We start from the raw sequence: 21840 nt of genomic DNA, 5'->3' as shown, positions 1-21840 counted from the left end.
CATTGTCATGCGCTGTTGCCGCCTTGGCGGTATGCTTGTTTCGGTCGTCATTTTCTGGGAGTCCGCACGTGAGCACGTTTCGCCAACCATGCCTCTGGTGGGCATTTGTCTGGCTGGGTCTGGCCGTGCCGGCTTTTGCCGGCCCGACGCTGCACAGTGAGGCTGGAGAAGCCCAGCGCAGCCAGGCCGAGCTGCAGTCGCACATCGACGACGCCGATGATGAGGCGAGGGCCATGCTCGAGGAGCTGCGTGAGCTGGAGCGCGCCGAGCTTCGCCTGGTGCGCGAGAATGCCGAGATCGCCCCGCGGCTCGAGCGCCAGGGCGAGACCCTCGACCGCCGCGAGAGGGCGCTGGATACGTTGGAGGAAACCCGGGAGGTCTTGCCGGTACTGCAAGAGCATCTCGTCGAGCGGCTCGATCAATGGGTCGACAACGACATGCCCTTCCTGCGCGAGGAGCGTCAGGCTCGGGTCGCCAGCCTGCGCTCCAATGCCAGCGAGCGTTCCACCGCCGAGCGCTGGGAGCGGGTGGTCGAGGCTTGGCGCACCGAGCTGGAATACGGGCGCGAAATCGATGCCTGGCGCGGCTATCTCGGTGAAGGAGAGTCCCGCCGCGAGGTTGACTACCTGCGCCTGGGGCGCCTGGGTTTCTACTATCTCAGCCCGGACGGTCGCGCCGGTGGGGTGTGGCAGGCCGATGCGGGCAGTTGGGCAGCACTCGACGAGGCACAGCGACGCGAAGTCCGCAATGGCCTGCGCATGGCGCGTGATCGCCGGGCTCCCGAACTCCTCATGCTGCCGATATCGCAGCTGCTGGAGCGGACCGGGGAGGAGGACGCATGAGTCTGTCACGTTTCACGGTCGGGCTGCTGCTGGCGGTGTTGATGAGTGTTTCTCCTGGCCTCCAGGCCCAGACCGAGTCGTTGAGTTCTCTACGTGCCGAGCGCGAGGCCGCCGAGGCTCGTGACCGGGCACGGCTGGCCGAGCTCCTCGAGGATCGCGGCGCCCTGGAAGCCGCCCTCGAGGAGGCTCGCGCCGCCCATGAACTGGCTGAAACCCGCAACGCCGAACTGCAGGCCGAGGCGCAGGCATTGAGCGAGCGGCAGGACGAACTCGAGGCCCGGCAGGTGGAGCAGGGCGACGATCTCGAGGCGATACTGGCCTCGCTCGTCCGGCACAGCGGCGAACTGCGTGACGACCTGGCAGAAAGCTGGCTGACGCTGGGAGGTGCCGGTCTCCCCCCGCGGCTGGAAGATGCCGAGGTGCTCGAACTCGAACATCTCGAGGCCTTTGCCGAGAGCCTGGTGGCATTGACGGTTGATACGGCTCGCGTGGTGCGCTTCGAGTCGCCGGTGGCGGCGGCCAGCGGTGAGATCACCCCGCGGCAGGTCATCCGGCTGGGCGATTTTGCCGCCTTCACCGACGGACATCTGCTGCGCCGTGGCGCCGACGATGGTGTGTTGTCGGTAGTCGAGCGCACGCCGCGGGAAGTGGCTGCCAGCCTGGCGGACTTCCATGCCGGTGAATCGCGCTCGCTGGCGCTGGATCCGACACGCGGCCAGGTGATGGCGGCGTTGGCCCAGCGACCGAGCCTGGTTGAGCGCTTCCATCAGGGAGGCGCGGTGGGCTACGTCGTGGTGGGGCTGGGTGCCATTGGCCTGCTGGTGGCGCTGCTGCAATATGCCTACCTGCTGAAGGTGAGCCTGGCCATGCGCCGCCAGCTGCGCGACTTGACCGCCCTGCGTGGCGACAATCCGCTTGGGCGCGTGCTGCAGCGTTTCCGCAAGCTGCAGGATGACCCAGTTCCGGAGGCGCTGGAAGCGCGGCTCGACGAGGCCGTGCTGGCCGAGCTGCCGAAGCTGGAACGCGGTCAGCCATTGGTCAAGCTGCTGGCGGCGGTGGCGCCGCTGCTGGGCCTGCTGGGCACCGTGACCGGGATGATCGTGACCTTCCAGGCGATTACCGTGTTCGGCACCGGCGATCCGCAGCTGATGGCCGGCGGTATCAGCCAGGCGTTGGTAACCACGGTATTGGGATTGATCACCGCCGTGCCGCTGCTGTTCGCGCATACGGCGCTTGCCGGTCGCAGCCGACACCTGGCCGGGCTGGTGGAAGGGCAGGCGAGTGCCGCCCTGGCCGAGCAGCTCGAGCACCGCCCGCATGGGCCCGATGGCGTCTCCGGGAGCGCGCGTCGCGATGCCGCTCTGGCTTGAGCCGCTGGAGAGGCTGGTCGAGGCGGGCGGCTCGGTCCTGGTCGTCATCGCCCTGGTGGCGATGCTGCTGTTCAGCCTGGCGTTGGAGCGGGTGTGGTATTTCCGTATCACCTACCGCCGGGCGCGGCGGGCCCTGATCTCGCGCTGGACGGCGCGCCGGGATCACCTTAGCTGGAGTTCGCTGACCCTGCGTGACGTCTGGGCACGGGAGCTGATCGGGCGGCTGCGGCGCACGCTGCCGTGGCTCAAGCTGCTGGTGGCGCTGTGCCCGTTGCTGGGGCTGCTGGGTACCGTGACCGGCATGATTGCCGTCTTCGACAGCCTGGCAATGACCGATACCAGCCAGGCGCGGGCCATGGCCGATGGCGTGGCCCGCGCTACACTGCCCACCTTGACCGGCATGGCGGTGGCGGTGGTGGGCTTGATGTTCACCAGCCGTCTTGAGCAGATCATTCGTCGCGAGGATCAGCGGTTGCATGACCGCCTGGCCCGCGCCGTGGAGGATACCGATGCGTAGACGCCGCCTTGGCGCCGACGATGGCGAAGCCAGCGAGGTCAACCTGACGCCGATGCTGGACGTCGTCTTCATCATGCTGATTTTCTTCATTGTCACCACCAGCTTCATCAAGGAGAGCGGGGTGGAGATCGAACGACCCGAGTCCAGCGCCGCCACGCCCCGGCCTGACGCCCAGGTGATGGTCGCGATCACCCCTGAAGGGGCGGTGTGGGTCGATGGCCGCGCGGTGGACCTGCACCGCGTCGGCAGCGAGGTTGCTGGGCTGGTCAGCGAGGATGGCTCGGTGGTGATCCAGGCCGATCGCGAGTCGACCACCGGTCTGCTGATCGAGGTGATGGACCGCATCCGTGAGGCCGGCGTGGAGCAGATGGCGGTGGCCGCCAGCCGGAGTCGGTCATGATCCGGATATCCTTTTCCTTGCTGGGCGGGGTGGCCCTGGCGCTGCTGCTCTTCTGGCTGCTGGCGCTGCTCGTTACGCCGCCGGAGGAGGAGTTCGAGGTACTTGACGCAGCCATGACCATGAACATGGTCGAGGCGCCCGATACGGTGCAGGAGGAACCGGTGGAACCGGTGGAGCCCAGTGTCGAGCCGCCGCCTCCACAGGTCGAAGTCAGCCCACCGCCCCAGCCGGAATCACTGCCGCCGCGGGAGAGTGCAATTGCTATGCCCGAACCGGAACTGCCGCCCGAGCCGATGGAGCCGCTCGAGGTCGACAGTAGCCTGCCGGAGCTTGCCGAGATACAGCCCGAGCCGCCTCCTGAGCGAGCCCCGGAGCCGCCTCCCGAGCCGGCCCCGGAGCCGCCTCCCGAGCCGGCCCCGGAGCCGCCTCCCGAGCCAGCCCCGGAGTCGCCGCCTCAGCCTGAATCGATCGCTGAACCGGTACCGGAGCCGTCGCCGAGGGCCGAGTCGAGCCCGTCACAGCCGCAGCCGAGCGCAGCGCCCACCCCTGGACCGACGCCCGAACAGGCCGCACCCGCCGAACAGGGGCCGGTGGATGTTGGCCAGATCGCGCCCACCAGTCGCGTGCCGCCTGAGTATCCTTCTCGCGCCCAGCGCCGCGGCCTCGAGGGGCACGTGGAATTAGAGTTTCTGATTCGCCCCGACGGCAGCATCGATCGCGCTTCCATTCGCGTGATCGAGTCGCAGCCGCGCAATGTCTTCGATTCGGCCGCCGAGCAGGCCGTGGGGCGCTGGCAGTTCGAGCCGGCCAGCGGCGTGCGCCGAGCTCGCCAGCGCCTCGAGTTCCAATTGAGGTGATGTCATGACACTCCGTGCCATGAATCCTCTGATCGCCTGTGTGGGTTTCAGAGGTCGAGTTCGGTCCAGACCGGTGCGTGATCCGAGGGTCGCTCTATGCCGCGCAGGTCGTAGTCGATGCCAGCATCGCGCACGCGGTCGGCCAACGATGGGGTGACCAGGATATGGTCGATGCGCAGGCCGCGCTTCGGCTCACGTTCGAAGCCGCGTGAGCGGTAGTCGAACCAGCTGAAGCGGTCGTCCACTTCCGGGTAGTGCAGGCGGTAGCTGTCGGTCAGCCCCCATGCCTTGATACCGTCGAGCCACTCCCGCTCTACCGGCTGGAAGCTGGTCTTGCCTTCGCGCAGCCAGCGCTTGCGGTTGGGCTCGCCAATGCCGATATCGATATCGGCGGGGGAGATGTTGAAGTCGCCCATGACCACGAGCCGCTCGTCGGGTCGATGAGCCTCCTTCAGCAATCGGGCCAGGCGTGCATAGAACTGCCGCTTGATGGGAAACTTGGTGGGGTGGTCGACATTCTCTCCCTGGGGAAAGTAGCCGTTCCATACCGTCAGCGTCTCGCCATCGGCGGTGCGAAGCTTCACCCCGATCATGCGCCGCTGGGCCTGCTCGTCGTCATCGTCAAAGCCGTAGTGGACGGCTTCGGGTACGTCGGGGCACTGCTCCCTGTGGCACATAAGGGCCACGCCGTAGTGACCCTTCTGGCCATGAAAGTAGACGCGGTAGCCCATGGCCTCGACTGCCTCGCGGGGAAACTCGTCGTCGTGGACCTTGGTTTCCTGCAGGCCGATCACGGCCGGGGCATGAGAATCGATCAGCGCCTCGAGCTGGTGTAACCTGGCGCGCAATCCATTGATGTTGAAGGATACCAGGCGCATTACTCCGGCGCCTCCCCGCGGTTGTCCGGGTGGATGGCAATGGACTGCCCCGTTTCCTGGCGGGCCTGCTTGCGTGCCGCCTGCAGCTTGCGCTGCTGGCGCTTCTTCTGGGTGAAGCGGCGCGACGAGGTCACCTGATCGGGATTCTCGTGGCGCCACTGCTTGAAATCCTTGCGCTTGCCGGTGCGGATTGTCACCTTGTCGGCCAGCGAGCGGGTCTTCTTGCGGCGTGTCATCGGGCCGGACTCCATTGGGTGTCGAGGGGTGGCATAGACCGTTATTCTATCAGTCCATTGCACCAGGCGCGCCCTCATCGCGATAGGCTGGTACAATATGCGGCTGTACGAAGTTCAGGAAACGCTGAACGAATCGACGAGTGAGTTGAGCGATTCGCTTGCGCTGGCATTCGTGCAGCGTTTCCATCACCCATTGCAACGGACAAGACACAGAGCCTATGAGCGAGTCGGAACAGACCACAGCACCGGCCGAGAACCGCAAGCCCAAACGTCGTCGTCGCAAGCCGCGCCGCCGCCAGTCGAACTGGGATCTTCGCCAGTTCCAGGTGCCTGTCGAGGCGGGCAAGTGGCGCTTTCACGACTTCGATCTGCCGCTACCGCTGATGCGAGCCATTCATGCCCTGGGATTTGAATACTGCACCCCGATCCAGGCAGAAGCGCTCAGCCAGACCCTGTTGGGTGGTGACATCGTGGGCAAGGCTCAGACAGGCACCGGCAAGACCGCTGCCTTCCTGATCTCGATCATGGCCTACTTCCTCGAGGAGGAAGAGCCGAACGCCCAGAAGGTTGGTGCGCCGCGTGCCCTGATCGTGGCGCCGACCCGCGAGCTGGCGCTGCAGATTGAGAAGGACGCCAAGGCCCTGGCACGCTTCACGTCGCTCAACGTGGCCAGTGTGGTCGGCGGGATGGACTACCAGAAGCAGCGTGATGCCCTGGGGCGCAAGGTCGACATCCTGGTGGCGACCCCCGGCCGGCTGCTGGACTTCCACGAGAAGCGCGACGTCGACCTGACTCAGGTCGAGGTGCTGGTGCTCGACGAGGCGCAGACGAAACCTCTTCCTGGAGAGGGGGGTGGTCAGGCTTCAGCGTCATCAGAGGAGAAGATGTCCACCAGATCACGAGAAGCGCGACGTCGACCTGACTCAGGTCGAGGTGCTGGTGCTCGACGAGGCGGACCGCATGCTGTCGATGGGCTTCATTCCCGACGTCAAGCGAATCATCCGGCATACGCCGAAGAAAGAGGAGCGCCAGACCTTCCTGTTCTCGGCGACGTTCTCCCAGGACATCCTCAATCTGGCCAGCCAATGGACCCATGAGCCCGCACACGTCGAGATCGAGGTCACGGTGGAGAACGCCGCCAACATCGATCAGCGGGTCTACATGGTCAGCGACGATGACAAGCAGCGCCTGCTGGTCAACCTGTTGCGTCAGGAGAGCTTCGACCGGGTGATGGTGTTCGGCAATCGTCGTGATCTGGTGCGCAAGCTCGACGAACTGCTCAGGAAGGCGGGCATCAATGCGGCGATGCTCTCCGGTGACGTGCCCCAGAATCAGCGCATCAAGACGCTGGAGAGCTTCCGCGAAGGGGAGATCCAGGTGCTGGTGGCCACCGACGTGGCGGGCCGCGGCATCCATATCGAGGATGTCAGTCACGTGATCAACTACACCCTGCCGGAAGACCCGGAAGACTATGTGCATCGCATCGGCCGTACCGGCCGCGCTGGCGCCAACGGGGTGTCGATCAGTTTCGTCGGCGAAGAGGATGCCTTCTCGCTGCCCGAGATCGAGCGCTACATCAACGGCAAATTGCCCTGCGTGCATCCGCCCGAGGGGCTGCTGTAACGCTTTGTTCCCCAGAGACGGCTGTCTGGGGAACGCCTGCGGTGGTGGCTTTGAGCCGTCGACAGGTTTACGAGGAGGCGCTGTGAACCCTTCCCTGGGCGCTACTTTTGCCATCCCTGGCAAAAGACCTCCTCTTTAACCTGCCCCCGGCTCCCGCGTGGTGCCCGAGTGCCGAGGCGCTTTTGGAATCCCGCAACGCGGCGATTCGCTTGCGCAGGCACTGGTTCAGGGTTTCCTAGCCATTCCCCTCAAAGTTCTCTAGAGAGTGAGGCCATGCTGGACGAGGCCCTCAAGGGCGAGATACAGGCTGCCTATCGACGCGTGCTGGAGGCCCAGGGGCTAACCCCACGCTACGGCCAGCGGCTGATGATTGCCGAGATCGCTCGTACGCTGAGCGGCATCGTGGCCGACGATTCGGGCAAGCGCATCTCCGATGAGCATGTCTGCGTGCTCGAGGCCGGCACCGGCACTGGCAAGACCCTGGCCTACCTGCTGGCAGCTTTACCGGTGGCCAAGGCTCGCGGCAAGCGACTGGTCATCGCCACCGCCACGGTGGCCCTGCAGGAGCAGGTGCTGCATCAGGACCTGCCCGCCCTCAAGGCCCACAGCGGCCTGGACTTCCACTACGCCCTGGCCAAGGGGCGCGGTCGCTACCTGTGCGTGGCGCGCCTCGAGCAGGAGCTGGACGGCGTGACAGGCAACCCCACCCTGTCGATGTTCGAGCAGAGCTTGGTTCAGGAGTCCGGCGACAATTTCCAGGCCCTGGTTCGCGAGATGGCCGATGCCTACGGCAGCGGCAGCTGGGAGGGCGACCGCGAGAGCTGGTCCGAATCGATCGATGACACCGACTGGCGTCGCCTGACCATCGATCACCGGCAGTGTACCAACCGGCGCTGCGGTCACTTCGCCGCCTGCGCCTTCTTCCGCGCGCGCCGCGACCTTGAGACTGCCGATGTGGTCGTGGCCAATCACGACCTGGTGCTGGCCGACCTGTCCCTGGGTGGCGGTGTCGTGCTGCCGCCACCCGGCGACTGCATCTATGTCTTCGACGAAGGCCATCACCTGCCGGACAAGGCGCTCAATCACTTCGCCCACCGGGTCGGTGTGAGCGGTTCGCTACGCTGGCTCGGTAGCCTGAAGAAGTCGCTCACCGAGCTGAACCAGGCGCTGGCCATCCAGCCCACCGTGGCCAGGCTGCTGGGCACGCTCCCCGAAGCCATTGCCGCGCTGGAGCCTCGCCTCGGGGAGGCATTCTCCCTGGGGCACCAGCTTGCCGGCCGCCCACATGGGTTGGCTGATGGCGAGGAGACTCTTCAGCACCGCTTCGAAATGGGGCGGGTGCCGGATGGGTTGCGGGAACATGCCGGCACCTTGTTGACTGCCTTCGCCGAGCTGGCACGGACCCTGGAGACCTTGAGCGATATCCTGCGCGAGAGCCTCGACCCGGACAAGCACACGGGGCTCGCTCGGGAGCAGGCGGAAGCCTGGCTCCCGCTGATGGCACTGTTGCACGGCCGTGCGCTGGAGGCCCATGGGCTATGGCAGGCCTATGCCGAAGTCGATACCGGCGGCGAACCGCCACAGGCCCGTTGGATGACCCTGGAGCGCTTCGGCGGAGACCCCGAACTCACTTTCTCGGCGAGCCCCGTCTCCGCCGCTCCTACCCTGGCCAGAACGCTGTGGGGGAGCTGCTACGGCGCCGTGGTGACCTCGGCGACCCTCACCGCATTGGGCCGTTTCGAGCGACTCCAGGAGCGCGCTGGCCTGGCCAACCGCTATCGCTACCAGCGATTGCCGAGCCCGTTCGACTATTCCCGAGCGGTGCTCAGCGTGCCTCGGGAGGCGGTGGACCCTGCCGACCGTGAGGGGCACGAGCGGGCCATCATCGACTTTATCGGTGGCCTTGGCGCTGACGAAGCGGTGTTGATGCTGTTCTCGTCGCGGGCGCAGCTGCGCGCCGTCGAGAAGGCCTTGCCGTCTGCGCAGCGTGAACGGGTGCTGGCCCAGGACCGGCTGCCCAAGCGTGAATTGATCGAGAGGCACCGGGCCCGGGTGGATGCCGGCAAGGGCAGCATCATCTTCGGTCTGGCGAGCTTTGCCGAAGGGATCGACCTGCCCGGTGACTACCTGACCCACGTGGTGATCACCCGGCTGCCGTTCGCCGTGCCCGACGACCCCGTCGGCGCGACCCTGGCGGAGTGGATCGAGAGCCAGGGCGGCAATCCGTTCATGCGCATCAGCGTTCCCGATGCATCGATCAAGCTGGTACAGGCCTGTGGCCGACTGATTCGCAAGGAGGCCGACCGGGGGCGCATCACGCTGCTCGACCGCCGGGTGCTGACGCGTCGCTACGGACGGGCACTGCTCGATGCGCTACCGCCTTTCGTGCGTGAGATCGATGGTGTAACGGAAGGGGTTTGACAGGGCAGATAAGACAGAAGACGACAGAGGGCAAGTGAGGTCTCTCATGCAGCAGGCCCGCCGTGGGAGGCGGGCCTGCTGGCATTGGTGCGTCACGACTGGGGTCAGGTGTCGCCACGGGATCCAAGGACCGGCAACAGTTTGGTGGCCATGCGGGTCATGGCCTCCTCGGTGGTGTCCCAGTCGATGCAGGCGTCGGTCACCGAGACGCCGTACTGCATCTGGCTGTGATCGTCGAGAATCTTCTGGCTGCCCCAGCCGATATGGGACTCCACCATCAGGCCCATGATCGAACGGTTGCCCTCGAGGATCTGGTTGGTGACGTTCTCCATGACCAGGGGCTGCAGCGCCGGGTCCTTGTTGGAGTTGGCGTGGGAGCAGTCGATCATGATGTTGGGCTTGATGCCGGCCTTGCGCAGCTCCTGCTCGGCCAGCGCGACGCTGACGCTGTCGTAGTTGGGCTTTCCGTTGCCGCCGCGCAGCACCACATGGGCATAGGCGTTGCCACGGGTGCGGATGATTGAAACCTGGCCGCTCTGGTTGATGCCGAGGAAATTATGCGGGTGCGCCACCGACTGCAGGGCGTTGACGGCAACGTCAAGGCTGCCGTCGGTACCGTTCTTGAATCCGACGGGACTGGAAAGCCCGGAGGACATCTCCCGGTGGGTCTGGGATTCTGTGGTGCGTGCGCCGATTGCCGACCAGCTGATACAGTCCTGCAGGTATTGGGGCGAAATCGGGTCGAGGGCCTCGGTGGCCAGGGGCAGCCCGATCTCGGAGAGTTCGACGAGCAGCCGACGGGCGATGTGCAACCCTTCCTCGATCTCGAATGAGCCATTGAGGTGCGGGTCGTTGATCAAGCCTTTCCAGCCGACAGTGGTTCGGGGCTTTTCGAAGTAGACCCTCATCACCACATAGAGGCTGTCCTTCACCTCGTCGGCCAGGCGACGCAGGCGACGTGCGTAATCAAGGGCTGCATCAATGTCATGGATGGAGCAGGGACCGATCACCACCAGTAGCCTGGGGTCGCTGCCATCAAGGATATTCTGAATGGTCCGACGCCCCTCGATGACCGTCTTTTCGGCGATTTCACCAAGCGGTATTTCGTTCTTGAGCGCTTCGGGGGTGATCAGAACGTCCTGGGAAAGAACGTTGAGGTTGCTGACCTGCTGATCTGACATTTCGCTACCTGTATCGAATGCGTTGAAGGCGGGGGGATGATCTACTATACACCCGCGGAGCGATAAAATATCAATTGTGGCCGGAACCCTGAACCGGGTCGCCTGTCTGATTGCCGGCGCATGGCGGCCGGCTTGAAGCGCGGCCAATAAACAGGAACACTTGCCGTCTAGATGGGGCAATGCTCCAGGAACACTCAGCTGCCAACAGGCACCAGGTTTACACCATGCATGTAGAATCCAGCACGATGTTTCGTTTATCCGCCAGTTATCAGGCACTCTCCCGGTCGGGGGGGGCGTGAATGGGCAGCCGAGAGACCGACCAACAGCTCGTGGAACGTGCCCAGCAGGGCGACACTCGTGCGTTCGACCTGCTGGTAAGGAAGTATCAGCACAAGATCATCGGGCTGATCGGGCGCTATGTACAGGATCACAGTGAAGTACAGGATGTGGCACAGGAGGCCTTCATCAAGGCGTACCGGGCGTTGGGCAAGTTTCGCGCCGAGAGCGCCTTTTATACCTGGATGTATCGGATTGCCATCAATACTGCCAAGAATCACCTGGTATCAAAGGGGCGGCGTCCGCCTGGCAGTGACCTGGATATCGTCGATGCCGAGATCCTCGATCATAGCGGGCGGCTTGCCGATATCGAGACGCCGGAGGCCTCGCTGGCGCGGGACCAGCTCGAGTCAGCGGTATTCGAAGCCATCGAGAACCTACCCGACGACCTGCGCACGGCGATTACCCTGCGCGAGCTGGATGGGCTCTCTTACGAAGACATTGCCCATATCATGCAGTGTCCGGTAGGGACGGTGCGTTCGCGCATCTTTCGTGCCCGTGAGGCGGTGGACCAGCATATTCAGCCCTTTGTGACGACGGCACGAACCCGGGAGTCGGTAACGGAGTAGCAGCTGAGTGAGAAAATTCGAAGGATTTTGCATTGGCGCTGAACTGTATGGCGCTGGCGGCGTCAGAAGCAGTGATTGTTACGTTACAACGCTTTCACGGGTACGTGAGCGGGTCGGTATTTCCGGTATTGTGTGACAGCAGCTGTGATAGGAAATACCGGATTTCATTGGATGCAAGGCAGGGCGCCTTGACAGTGTGGGGGTGTGAGAATGAGTCAGAACGCACGGGAATCGCTTTCTGTCCTTATGGACAACGAAGGTGATGATCTCGAGCTGCGTCGGGTGCTGAAGTCCCTGGAGGACGACCCCGATGCGGCTGATGCCTGGCGACGCTATCACTTGATGCGTAGCCTGATGCGTCGGGATCATGACATCGATGTCAGCATGGACCTTTCGGCCGGCATCATGTCCCGCCTTGAGGAGGAGCCGGCACCGGCTCTGGAAACGGTACCCTCGGCCCCGCGTCGTGCTCCCTCCCTGGCTCGCGGTGCCGGTATTGCGGCTGCCGTGTCGCTAATGGTGATCACCGGGGTGCAGTTCTACAACGGCAGTGACTTTGCCAGCACCGGCGATGCGCCGGTCGCCGGGAACGAGTCTCGTACCGCTACTACGGACCAGCCGCAGCGAAGCCTGGCCAGTCAGGGGGCACCCCTCTTTTCGCCGGCAGCCTCAGGTGGCCAGGCAGGTATCATGCCTGTGGGAGCCAGTTTCGACAGTCCGCTTTTCCTGTCCCCGCAATCCCGCCAGCCCGCGAGCTCTGATCAGGAGCAGGCGAGGTTGCTGCAGTCCTACCTCGATCGACATTCAGAGGGTGCCGCCTATCGCAGCGGTGATGTCTGGATGCCGCTATTGCGCGCTTCCGGTAGCGAGGCGCTGGGGCAGCAATGATGAAGGCCGGGCGTACCCTGTGTCGCCTGGCAGTACTCAGCGGCATTGGTGGCTTGCTCGTTTCGCTGCCCCTGGCCGCCGACACGCCACGCGACACCGAGTCAGTAAACGAGCAATTCGACTGTCGCCAGCTAGCTGACTGGGATGCGCCGGAGTCGCCGATCGACTGGTTCGAGCGCAGCCTTTGGGCCAATCATTGCTACATCTTCCAGGCGCGGGCAGTGCGTATCGGCATCGACGGCGTCAGGACACTGGCGCTTTCCCACGATATCCAGGATGGTGTAGAGCGCGAAGTGGCACGCTTTCTCGACGGACCCCAAGTGTTCTTAGAGCGCCGTGGGCGCATCGGCCGGCTGGGCTGGGCCGATGGCCAGGAAGTGGCACCCGCCTCACCGGCCGGGGTTGCCAGGCATCTCGACCAGTTTTATCGACTTGGCCTGGGAAGCGGCGAACGCATCGCCAATCGTTCGGCCGTGCGCCTGGACATCGAACCACTCGACGGGCTGCGTTTCGGCCAGCGAGTCTGGCTCGATGCATCCACAGCACTCCCCTTGAAGCGCGAGCTACTCGATGACCGTGGCCGAGTGGTCGAAACCTTCCAGATTACCGAACTCCAGTCGCCTCAGCTCTATGAGGGTGGCGTCTTTCTCGATGATCTTCGCGTCCCCCCTCAGCAGTCCTGGTATCCCGAATGGCTGCCGGAAGGGTTTGTCGGCCAGCCGGTCGATACTCGCAGCGACCGTCATGGCACGGAAGTGGGGCACCGCATCTACAGCGACGGACTTTCTACGTTGAGCCTGTTTGTCGAACCTATCGAGGAGGGGCGGGAACGTCTCATTCCCGGTCTTCATCGGCTGGGTATCTCGCTTGCCGTGGTGCGCCATGTGAGTGTGGATGACAAGCCCATGCAGGTCGTGGTGATGGGAGAGCTGCCGCCCCGCGTGCTTGCTCAGGTCGCGGATAGTCTGGCCTGGGAGGCGGCGTCCGATGATGGCGAATGACAGGTCAGCAGGTGGAACCTGGTGTGACTGCCGGCAGGTGAACAGTACACAACGACGCAGGAGTTTTTTAATGAAACCAATAACTCGATCCGTTCCGCTGTGGGCGCTTCTATTGGCTCTGTTGCTCCCTTGGCAGGCGGCCCAGGCTCGTGACCTTCCCGATTTCGCCGACCTGGTCGAGCAGGCCGCCCCGGGGGTAGTCAATATATCCACCACGCGTACTTTGGAGCGTGGCCAGGCGTTCGAGGGGTTCGGTGGGCAGGACATACCCGATATCTTCCGTCACTTCTTCGGTGATCGTTTTCCGGGTGGCCCGGGTGGCCCGGGTGGCCCGGGTGGTCCTGGCGGTCCGGGGCCCGGTCAGGGCCAGGAGCGTCAGTCGCTGGGCTCGGGTTTCATCATCAGCGCTGATGGTTACATTCTGACCAATGCCCATGTGGTCGAGGGGGCCGATGAGATACTGGTACGACTCAACGATCGCCGCGAAATGGAGGCCGAACTGATCGGCGCCGACCCGCAGACCGATGTCGCCGTGCTCAAGGTGGATGCCGAGGACCTGCCGACTCTGCCGACCGGCGATTCCGATACGCTCAGGGTTGGCGAATGGGTGGCCGCTATCGGTTCGCCCTTCGGCTTCGACTACTCGGTGACAGCCGGCATCATCAGCGCCATAAACCGCACCTTGCCGCGGGATGCCTATGTACCCTTCATCCAGACCGATGTTGCCATCAATCCGGGCAACTCGGGCGGTCCATTGTTCAACCTTGATGGCGAAGTCATTGGTATCAATGCCCAGATATTCACCCGGAGCGGTGGCTTCATGGGCCTCTCCTTTGCGATACCCATTAACGTGGCCATGGATGTGGCCAACCAGTTGCGTGATGACGGGCGTGTGCGTCGTGGTTGGCTCGGCGTGATGATCCAGCCGGTCTCGCGGGACCTTGCCGAATCGTTCGGCATGGACACTGCCAGCGGCGCGCTGATCGCCGATCTGGACCCGGAAGGGCCGGCGGCCGAAGGGGGCGTTCGCGCCGGTGACATCATTCTCGAGGTGGACGGCGAGGAAGTGGAACGTTCGCGCAATCTGCCGCGTCTGATCGGTCGCGTCTCGCCAGGCAGCGATGCGGAGCTGACCATAATGCGCGATGGCCAGCGTGAGCAGGTCACCGTGACCATTGGCGATTGGCCGGACACAGACGAACCACGTGCCGAGGCCCGTGATGAGCGGAGTGCCCAGGCGCGCCTGGGGATCGCGGTTAGTGAACTCGATGAGGCCGAGCGTGAGCGGCTTGGTGTCGAGGCCGGCGTGATGGTGCGTGAGGTCGAGCCTCAGGGAGCGGCTGCCCTGGCCGGTATTCGCCGTGGGGATGTCATCGTCAGTATCGATCATCACACTGTGGAGAGCGGCTCGCAGCTGCTGGAACTGGTCGAGGAGCTACCGACGGACCGGGCGGTTCCGGTGCGACTCTATCGCGAAGGGCGCTCTCTGTTCGTCGCCCTGAGACTGGGCCAGAACTGACTCGCGACGCGATTTCGTTTTCGCCGTTCCCCTCGAAGCGCCCCTCATCTCCCGGTGAGGGGCGCCTTCATTCCGGGCAGTAGCCCACGGCTGCGCTGTCCAACCCCCCGCCATGCCGGTACAATACTCGCCATTGCATTCATTTGACGTGAGCGGGTCGCGGGCGAACCGGCCACCTCCGCGCACGTGACGAAAACCGGACTGGGCTAGATGAGCAACGACGCAAGCAACGAAAAGCTGAAGTACATTCGGAATTTCTCGATCATTGCCCATATCGACCATGGCAAATCGACCCTGGCAGATCGCCTTATCCAGAGCTGCGGCGGGCTCTCCGAGCGCGAGCTAAAGGAGCAGGTGCTCGACTCGATGGATCTCGAGCGTGAGCGGGGGATCACCATCAAGGCCCAGTCGGTAACGCTGGATTACCAGGCCGATGACGGTCATACCTACCAGCTCAACTTTATCGACACCCCTGGGCACGTGGATTTTTCCTACGAGGTCTCACGCTCACTCTACGCCTGCGAGGGAGCGCTGCTGGTGGTGGATGCGGCCCAGGGCGTCGAGGCCCAGTCGGTTGCCAACTGCTATACCGCCATCGAGCAGGGCCTCGAAGTGTTGCCGGTGCTCAACAAGATGGACCTTCCCCAGGCCGACCCCGACAAGGTGGCCCATGAGATCGAGGAGATCATCGGCCTCGATGCCACCGATGCCTGCCAGGTCTCGGCCAAGAGCGGGCTGGGCATCGACGGGCTGCTCGAGCGCCTGGTGCGCGATATTCCGCCGCCCAAGGGCGATCGGGAAGCACCGCTCCAGGCGCTGATCATCGATTCCTGGTTCGACAACTACCTGGGTGTCGTCTCGCTGGTTCGTGTCTTCGACGGCACCCTCAAGAAGGGCCAGAAGATCCGCATCAAGTCCACCGGTCGTGACTGGCAGGCCAACGAGGTGGGGATCTTCACCCCGTTGCGCAAGGAGACCGGCATCCTGCGTGCCGGTGAGGTCGGCTTCGTGGTGGCCGGGATCAAGGAGATTCAGGGTGCGCCGGTGGGGGATACCATCACCCATGCCAAGACGCCTGACGTGGAGCGCCTTCCGGGCTTCCAGAAGGTCAAGCCACAGGTCTATGCCGGCATGTTCCCGGTCGGCGCCGACGACTACGAGGACTTCCGCGACGCGCTGGAGAAGCTCGCGCTCAACGATGCCTCGCTGGAGTACGAGCCCGAGAACTCCGATGCCCTGGGCTTCGGTTTCCGTGTCGGTTTCCTCGGCACTCTGCACATGGAGATTGTCCAGGAGCGCCTGGAGCGCGAATACAACCTGGACCTGCTCACCACGGCGCCCACCGTGGTCTACGAGCTGGCGATGAAGAATGGCGACGTCAAGTACGTTTCCAACCCCTCCAAGCTGCCGGACATGGCCGATGTCGAGGAGATGCGCGAGCCCATTGTTCGTGCCAGTATCCTGGTGCCCCAGGAGTTCGTCGGCAACGTGATCATGGAGTGCGAGAACCGTCGCGGCACCCAGCGCGACATGCAGTTCCTGGGCAGTCAGATCCAGCTGGTCTATGAGCTGCCCATGAGCGAAGTGGTGATGGACTTCTTCGATCGATTAAAATCCATCTCCAAGGGCTATGCCTCGCTGGATTACGGTTTCGAACGCTTCCAGGCGGCCAAGCTGGTGCGCCTGGACGTACTGATCAATGGCGACAAGGTCGATGCGCTGGCGGTCATCATCCACCGCGATCATGCCCATGGCCGCGGGCGCCTGCTGGTGGAAAAGATGAAGGAGCTGATTCCCCGCCAGATGTTCGACGTGGCGATTCAGGCCGCCATCGGTGGCCAGGTCGTGGCTCGCTCCACCGTCAAGGCTCTGCGCAAGAATGTGACGGCCAAGTGCTATGGTGGCGATGTCTCCCGCAAGAAGAAGCTGCTGGAAAAGCAGAAGGCGGGCAAGAAACGCATGAAACAGGTCGGTCGGGTGGAAATTCCCCAGGATGCTTTCCTGGCCGTACTCAAGGTGAATGACTAGGGACCGACGATACTATGGATTTCTCACTTCTGCTGGTGATTGCTGTGGCAGTCACTGGTCTGATATGGCTGCTCGATCTGATCTTGCTGCGCCCGGCCCGACGGCGGAGCCTGGCCACTGCCGAAGCCGAAACGACCGAAGGGCTTGATGAAGAGACCCGGGCCAAGGTGCTCAAGGAGCCCTGGCCGGTCGATTACGCGCGCTCCTTCTTCCCGGTCCTTCTGGTAGTGTTGCTGCTGCGCAGCTTCCTGGTGGAACCCTTCCAGATTCCATCCGGCTCCATGCGCCCCACCCTGGAGGTCGGTGACTTCATCCTGGTGAACAAGTACGCCTATGGCCTGCGCCTGCCGGTGACCCATACCCGCTTCGTCGAAATGAACGACCCCCAGCGCGGTGACGTCATGGTCTTTCGCTTCCCCAACGAGCCTTCGGTGAACTTCATCAAGCGTGTGGTGGGGCTGCCGGGCGATACCGTGCGTTATGAGGACAAGCAGCTCTACGTCAACGGCGAGCCGGTACCCAAGCGCCTGATCGAAGAGGGGCCGGCCGAAGCACCGCAAGAGTGGCTGCTAGAGGAGCAATTGGGCGAAATCAGCCACCGGATCTACAATAATCCTCGTGATCCGGGGCCGCGCGTGCGTGAACTGGTGGTGCCGGACGGGCACTACTTCACCATGGGTGACAACCGCGACCACTCCAACGACAGCCGTTACTGGGGTTTCGTACCCGAAGAGAACATCGTCGGGCGTGCCTTTGCTGTCTGGATGCAGTGGGATGGTGGTCTGCCCAGTTTCTCCAGCGTTCGCCGTATTCATTGACCTTCGGGGTCTCTCGGCGATGTTGCTTATTCTTGCCGCTAGGCAGTCCGTTTTTTCGTAGATAGCAGGAGCTTCGTGAGCAACTCCCTCAACGCCTTCAGCCGACGCATCGGTCACACCTTCAGGGATGACGCCCTGTTGGAGCTGGCCATGACTCATCGCAGCTTCGGCGGCCAGAATAACGAACGACTCGAGTTTCTCGGTGACTCCATCGTCAATTTCGTGATCGCCGAAGCGCTCTACCAGCGTTTTCCCCAAGCGCGGGAAGGCCAGCTATCACGGCTGCGTGCCAGGCTGGTACGTGGTCAGACGCTGGCTGAACTGGCCCGGGAGATGTCCTTCGGCGAGTGCCTGCGACTCGGCTCCGGTGAAATGAAGAGCGGCGGTCATCGCCGTGACTCCATCCTCGCCGATGCCGTCGAGGCCGTGCTTGGCGCCATCTACCTGGATGCCGGAATGGATGTGGCACGGACCCGGGTGCTGGCCTGGTACGCCGAACGCCTGGAGGCCATCGACCTGCAGGACACCCAGAAGGACCCCAAGACACGGCTCCAGGAGTTTCTGCAGTCGCGCCAGGTACCCTTGCCTCGCTATGAAGTGGTATCGGTGGAAGGGGAGGCGCATGACCAGACTTTTACCGTGGAGTGTCATATCGAACTGCTAAACGAACACACCCTGGGAATTGGAGCCAGCCGGCGTCATGCTGAACAGCAGGCGGCGGAGATGGCGTTGTCTCAGATCGAGACCCTGGGAGGGCGTGGTAAATGAGCCAAACGTGCGGGTTTGTCGCCATCGTGGGGCGCCCCAATGTGGGCAAGTCCACCTTGATGAACCGAATTCTCGGCCAGAAGATCTCGATCACTTCGCGGCGTCCACAGACCACACGCCACCAGGTCATGGGCATCAAGACCGAAGGTGAGGCGCAGTTCATCTACGTCGATACTCCCGGCATCCACATCATGGCGAAGGATCGCAACAAGGCGATCAATCGCTTCATGAACCAGGCGGCGACCCAGGCCCTGCGTGACGTGGACTGTGTGGTCTTCATCATCGACCGCACCCGCTGGAGCGACGAGGATCAGGTCGTGCTTCAGCGGCTCGAGCACGTTCAGGCGCCGGTCATCCTGGCCGTCAACAAGGTCGACCGGCTCGAGGACAAGAGCACGCTGCTGCCATGGCTGGGCGAGGTGGGGGCGCGGCGCGACTTCGCCGCTATCATTCCCATCTCGGCCAAGCACGGCACCAACGTGCCGGAGCTCGAGGCCGAGGTGGCCAAGCACCTTTCCGAAGGCGTTCACCACTTCCCTGAGGACCAGGTTACCAACAAGAGCCAGCGCTTCCTGGCTGCCGAACTGGTGCGGGAAAAGATCATGCGCCAGCTGGGCGACGAACTGCCCTACCAGGTCACGGTGGAGATCGAGGAGTTTCGCGACGAAGGGCGCGTGGTGCATATCAGCGCCCTGATCCTGGTGGAGCGCTCGGGCCAGAAGAAGATCCTGATCGGCGAGAACGGTGAGCGCATCAAGAGCATCGGTCGCGAGGCGCGCCTGGACATGGAGCGTGCCCTGGATGCCAAGGTAATGCTCAATCTCTGGGTCAAGGTGAAGCGAGGCTGGTCCGATGATGAGCGTGCCTTGAAGAGCCTTGGCTACAACCTCGACTGATGGCGATCCATGGTTATGCACGATGAGGCCGGTGTAGCCGCCGGGTGATTGACATGCAGCCGCAGCCGGCCTTCCTGCTTCACAAGCGCCCTTATCGCGAAACCAGCGCCCTGGTCGAACTGCTGACCCTGGAGCACGGCCGCGTGCGGGCGGTGGCCCAGGGGGTGCAGCGCCCGGGGTCGCGTTCGCGTGGACGACTTCAACCCTTCGCCGCGCTGCACGTGACCTGGGTGGGAGAGGGCGAACTCAAGCGGATGAGGTTGATGGAAAGCCGTGGCTCCGCAGCCCTATTGGTAGGCGAGGGCTTGCTCTGCGGGCTCTATGCCAACGAGCTGCTGACTCGGACCCTACCGGTGGAACTTCCGGTAGGCGAGGTATTCGCTTTCTATGGTTCGCTGCTTGAGGCTCTGCCTCGACCCGAGGGGCGTGCCGGGTCGCTGCGCCGGCTGGAAATGGCGCTGCTAGACGCTCTGGATGCGGCGCCGCGTTTCACCGAACCTGATGGGCGCGAACTCGATCTTCACTGTCACTACCGTTTCGATCTCACAACGCGTGCCTTTGTCCCCGGCGAACCCGGGATCGATGGTCGTACCCTTCGGCTGCTTGCCGGCGGCGACTGGACCAAGCCCGGCCTTGCCGGTCCCGCCAAGGCGATTACCCGGGCGGCACTGGCGCCCCTGCTGGGAACTCGGCCACTGCGCTCACGCGAGTTGATGCGCCAGCTTGCCCAGCGGCGCCGTGCCGGCCCACACTGATCCCGTTTTTATCGGCTTAGGAGAGAGACCATGCATCCCCCGCGGATCCTGCTCGGCGTCAATATCGATCATATCGCTACCCTGCGTCAGGCACGGGGCACCCGCTATCCCGATCCGGTTCAGGCGGCGCTGCTGGCCGAGGAAGCCGGTGCCGACGGCATCACCGTGCATCTGCGCGAGGATCGGCGGCATATTCAGCCTCGCGATGTGCGCCTGCTGGCCGAGGTCCTTAACACGCGCATGAATCTGGAGATGGCGGTCACCGAGGAGATGCTCGCCCTGGCCGAAGAGATCCGACCCGCCCATGTGTGCCTGGTGCCGGAGAAGCGCGAAGAGCTGACCACGGAGGGTGGACTCGACGTGGTCGGCGCGCTTCCGGCTATCTCCACGGCCTGCCGACGGCTGGCGGCGGCAGGTTGCGAGGTCTCGCTGTTCATCGATCCCGAGCCCAGCCAGATCGAGGCCGCGGTGAAGGCGGGGGCGCCGGTCATCGAACTGCATACGGGGGCCTATGCCGAGCTGGCCGGTGACGCGGCTCGCCGTGAACATGTCCGGCTGGCGGCGGCGGTGGAAATGGCCCTGGAGCTTGGGCTTACGGTCAATGCCGGTCACGGGCTGAACTACCACAATGTCGAGCCCATTGCCGCGATTCCCGGCCTGCATGAGCTCAATATCGGCCATGCCGTTATTGCGCGAGCCCTCTTCGTGGGTCTGAAGGAAGCCGTGGCCGACATGAAGCGCCTGATCATCGCCGGCCAGGAGGCGGGTTTCCTCGCTTCGCTGGAAGAGCACGATCACCACGATCATGGGGAGGGCGATGAAACCGGCTGATCATCCGGGCGTAACCTCGTTTGACGCGTCCTTGGCTTTATTTGTCCTTTGACGAGAAAGCCTCGCTGGCATTGGCCGTACGGGAAGGCTGGTTCTGCTGTTGGGCATGCCAGGCCCGCAGCCGGTCCATCGCCCGGAAGAGATCGTCGATCAACGGCTCGACATCGGTCATGCCCTTCGAGCGCAGCCGGGTTTCCAGGGTCTCCGCCACCAACGCCAACTCCGGCGCCCCGCAGTAGCGGCAGGCGCCGTTCAATGCATGTACCGTATCCAGCAGGGCCTCAGGATCTTCTGTTGACAGGGCCGCCTGCAGCTCCCTGGCACTGGCTGGAAGTGAAACGGCGAGCTCCTGCAGCAGCTCGAGGGCAAGGGATTCACTACCATTGGCCAGGCGAGTGCCAAGGGCCAGGTCAACTACAGCCAGCTCCTCGCTCTGCTCTTCCCGCTCCGCTTTCTCCGGCTCTACTTGCCTGAACGGCGCTGTAATGCGCAAGTGTCGTTGCAGAAGGACTTCAAGGGCATGGCTATCCACCGGCTTGATCAAGACTTCCTGAAGGCCGCTGTTCAGCAACTGCTGCCGGTCATCCTCCAGGGCGTGGGCGGTAACGGCAACCACCGGACAGTGTGTCCAGGAGCCGCCCAGCCGGCGTAGTGCTCGGGTGGTCTCTACTCCATCCATACCCGGCATGCGAATATCCATCAGAATCAGGTCGAAAGGCTCGCTTTCGGCTAGGGCCAGTGCCTCTTCACCGCTACCCGCCTCCTCGATCCAAAGCCCCGGCCGTTGCAGCATATCCTTCAGCAGACGCCGGTTGCTGGCATTATCGTCCACTACCATAAGTCGATTCAGGTTAGGTGCCACAACTACCTCACCACGCAGCGAACCACAGCGTCGCAGGCCTTCGGCCAGCGCCTGGCGAGAGATGGGCTTGCACAACAGCTCGCCACCGGCGGGAAGGGTGAGCTTTGGTAGTTCCAATGGCGTGGCATTCACCAGCAGCAGAACCGGACAGGGGCAGTTGTCCAGCCAGGTTTGCCACTCCTCCAGCACTTTATCAGTCAGTAGGGTGGGGAGTCCGGCCACCATCAGTGCGGGTGCCGGCGAT

Annotated in this window: 22 protein-coding genes; 18 read left to right on the top strand and 4 right to left on the bottom strand. The window is 63.6% G+C overall.

Features of this window, described 5'->3' with window-relative positions:
• The first annotated feature begins 68 nt into the window (after positions 1-68).
• The 5 genes from LOKO_RS10305 to LOKO_RS10285 are packed head-to-tail and all read left to right on the top strand — an operon-like array spanning position 69 to position 3986.
• The gene (locus LOKO_RS10305) at positions 69-842 is read left to right on the top strand and encodes a DUF3450 domain-containing protein (protein ID WP_235588840.1); all 774 of its coding nucleotides are present in this window, start codon (positions 69-71) and stop codon (positions 840-842) included.
• Entirely contained in the window at positions 839-2212 is a 1374-nt protein-coding gene (locus tag LOKO_RS10300; RefSeq protein WP_066448586.1) for a MotA/TolQ/ExbB proton channel family protein, read from the top strand. The genes LOKO_RS10305 and LOKO_RS10300 overlap by 4 nt, the downstream gene beginning before the upstream one ends.
• Positions 2196-2729 carry a MotA/TolQ/ExbB proton channel family protein gene (locus LOKO_RS10295; protein ID WP_066448579.1) on the top strand — a complete coding sequence of 178 codons (534 nt, stop codon included), beginning with the start codon at positions 2196-2198 and terminating at the stop codon, positions 2727-2729. The genes LOKO_RS10300 and LOKO_RS10295 overlap by 17 nt, the downstream gene beginning before the upstream one ends.
• Positions 2722-3129, top strand: a complete 408-nt coding sequence (locus tag LOKO_RS10290) for an ExbD/TolR family protein (protein WP_066448575.1) — start codon at positions 2722-2724, stop codon at positions 3127-3129. Before LOKO_RS10295 ends, LOKO_RS10290 begins: the two co-directional genes overlap by 8 nt.
• Positions 3126-3986: an energy transducer TonB gene (locus tag LOKO_RS10285; RefSeq protein WP_066448572.1), complete on the top strand. Its 861-nt coding sequence runs from the start codon at positions 3126-3128 to the stop codon at positions 3984-3986. Before LOKO_RS10290 ends, LOKO_RS10285 begins: the two co-directional genes overlap by 4 nt.
• Before the next feature lie 47 nt (positions 3987-4033).
• On the opposite strand, the gene xthA is transcribed toward LOKO_RS10285, so the two are convergent.
• The gene (xthA, locus tag LOKO_RS10280; protein ID WP_066448569.1) at positions 4034-4864 is read right to left on the bottom strand and encodes an exodeoxyribonuclease III; all 831 of its coding nucleotides are present in this window, start codon (positions 4862-4864) and stop codon (positions 4034-4036) included.
• Positions 4864-5100 (bottom strand): hypothetical protein, encoded by a 237-nt coding sequence (locus tag LOKO_RS10275; RefSeq protein ID WP_066448565.1) that lies wholly within the window; start codon positions 5098-5100, stop codon positions 4864-4866. The genes xthA and LOKO_RS10275 overlap by 1 nt, the downstream gene beginning before the upstream one ends.
• A gap of 218 nt (positions 5101-5318) precedes the next feature.
• On the opposite strand from LOKO_RS10275, the gene LOKO_RS10270 reads away from it, so the two are divergent.
• The 3 genes from LOKO_RS10270 (at position 5319) to dinG (ending at position 9144) form a co-directional block, all read left to right on the top strand.
• A complete protein-coding gene (locus LOKO_RS10270; RefSeq protein ID WP_417935366.1) occupies positions 5319-6197 on the top strand; it encodes a DEAD/DEAH box helicase in 879 nt (292 codons plus the stop codon).
• On the top strand, positions 6079-6723 hold the full coding sequence (locus LOKO_RS10265) for a helicase-related protein (RefSeq protein ID WP_417935400.1): 645 nt from the start codon (positions 6079-6081) through the stop codon (positions 6721-6723). Before LOKO_RS10270 ends, LOKO_RS10265 begins: the two co-directional genes overlap by 119 nt.
• A 273-nt stretch (positions 6724-6996) precedes the next feature.
• Positions 6997-9144: an ATP-dependent DNA helicase DinG gene (gene dinG, locus LOKO_RS10260; protein WP_066448562.1), complete on the top strand. Its 2148-nt coding sequence runs from the start codon at positions 6997-6999 to the stop codon at positions 9142-9144.
• Between the two features lie 104 nt (positions 9145-9248).
• On the opposite strand, the gene LOKO_RS10255 is transcribed toward dinG, so the two are convergent.
• The gene (locus LOKO_RS10255; RefSeq protein WP_066448560.1) at positions 9249-10325 is read right to left on the bottom strand and encodes a 3-deoxy-7-phosphoheptulonate synthase; all 1077 of its coding nucleotides are present in this window, start codon (positions 10323-10325) and stop codon (positions 9249-9251) included.
• A 299-nt stretch (positions 10326-10624) separates the two neighbouring features.
• Here LOKO_RS10255 and rpoE point away from each other — a divergent pair, with 299 nt between their 5' ends.
• The 10 genes from rpoE to pdxJ all read left to right on the top strand — a co-directional run bounded on the left by rpoE (position 10625) and on the right by pdxJ (position 20734).
• The gene (gene rpoE, locus LOKO_RS10250) at positions 10625-11230 is read left to right on the top strand and encodes an RNA polymerase sigma factor RpoE (protein WP_066448558.1); all 606 of its coding nucleotides are present in this window, start codon (positions 10625-10627) and stop codon (positions 11228-11230) included.
• 210 nt (positions 11231-11440) lie between these two features.
• Positions 11441-12118 carry a sigma-E factor negative regulatory protein gene (locus tag LOKO_RS10245; protein WP_066448556.1) on the top strand — a complete coding sequence of 226 codons (678 nt, stop codon included), beginning with the start codon at positions 11441-11443 and terminating at the stop codon, positions 12116-12118.
• A complete protein-coding gene (locus LOKO_RS10240) occupies positions 12115-13119 on the top strand; it encodes a MucB/RseB C-terminal domain-containing protein (RefSeq protein ID WP_066448554.1) in 1005 nt (334 codons plus the stop codon). Before LOKO_RS10245 ends, LOKO_RS10240 begins: the two co-directional genes overlap by 4 nt.
• A gap of 70 nt (positions 13120-13189) precedes the next feature.
• Positions 13190-14638 carry a DegQ family serine endoprotease gene (locus LOKO_RS10235; protein ID WP_066448551.1) on the top strand — a complete coding sequence of 483 codons (1449 nt, stop codon included), beginning with the start codon at positions 13190-13192 and terminating at the stop codon, positions 14636-14638.
• Positions 14639-14848: 210 nt separating this feature from the next.
• On the top strand, positions 14849-16666 hold the full coding sequence (lepA, locus tag LOKO_RS10230) for a translation elongation factor 4 (protein ID WP_066448547.1): 1818 nt from the start codon (positions 14849-14851) through the stop codon (positions 16664-16666).
• Positions 16667-16680: 14 nt separating this feature from the next.
• Positions 16681-17484, top strand: a complete 804-nt coding sequence (gene lepB, locus LOKO_RS10225; RefSeq protein WP_066448545.1) for a signal peptidase I — start codon at positions 16681-16683, stop codon at positions 17482-17484.
• A 75-nt stretch (positions 17485-17559) separates the two neighbouring features.
• Positions 17560-18252 (top strand): ribonuclease III, encoded by a 693-nt coding sequence (gene rnc, locus LOKO_RS10220; protein WP_066448540.1) that lies wholly within the window; start codon positions 17560-17562, stop codon positions 18250-18252.
• Entirely contained in the window at positions 18249-19148 is a 900-nt protein-coding gene (era, locus tag LOKO_RS10215; protein WP_066448536.1) for a GTPase Era, read from the top strand. The genes rnc and era overlap by 4 nt, the downstream gene beginning before the upstream one ends.
• A gap of 53 nt (positions 19149-19201) precedes the next feature.
• Positions 19202-19903, top strand: a complete 702-nt coding sequence (recO, locus tag LOKO_RS10210; RefSeq protein WP_066448533.1) for a DNA repair protein RecO — start codon at positions 19202-19204, stop codon at positions 19901-19903.
• Positions 19904-19933: 30 nt separating this feature from the next.
• Positions 19934-20734, top strand: a complete 801-nt coding sequence (gene pdxJ / locus LOKO_RS10205) for a pyridoxine 5'-phosphate synthase (protein WP_066448530.1) — start codon at positions 19934-19936, stop codon at positions 20732-20734.
• A 37-nt stretch (positions 20735-20771) separates the two neighbouring features.
• Here pdxJ and LOKO_RS20195 read toward each other — a convergent pair whose 3' ends face one another.
• Entirely contained in the window at positions 20772-21572 is an 801-nt protein-coding gene (locus tag LOKO_RS20195; RefSeq protein WP_417935399.1) for a response regulator, read from the bottom strand.
• Positions 21573-21840 lie beyond the last annotated feature (268 nt).

The sequence above is a fragment of the Halomonas chromatireducens genome (assembly GCF_001545155.1).
GTDB classification, from domain to species: Bacteria; Pseudomonadota; Gammaproteobacteria; order Pseudomonadales; family Halomonadaceae; genus Halomonas; species Halomonas chromatireducens.
Note: the sequence above shows the minus strand (reverse complement) of the source record. Positions and strands in the feature narration are given on the sequence as shown.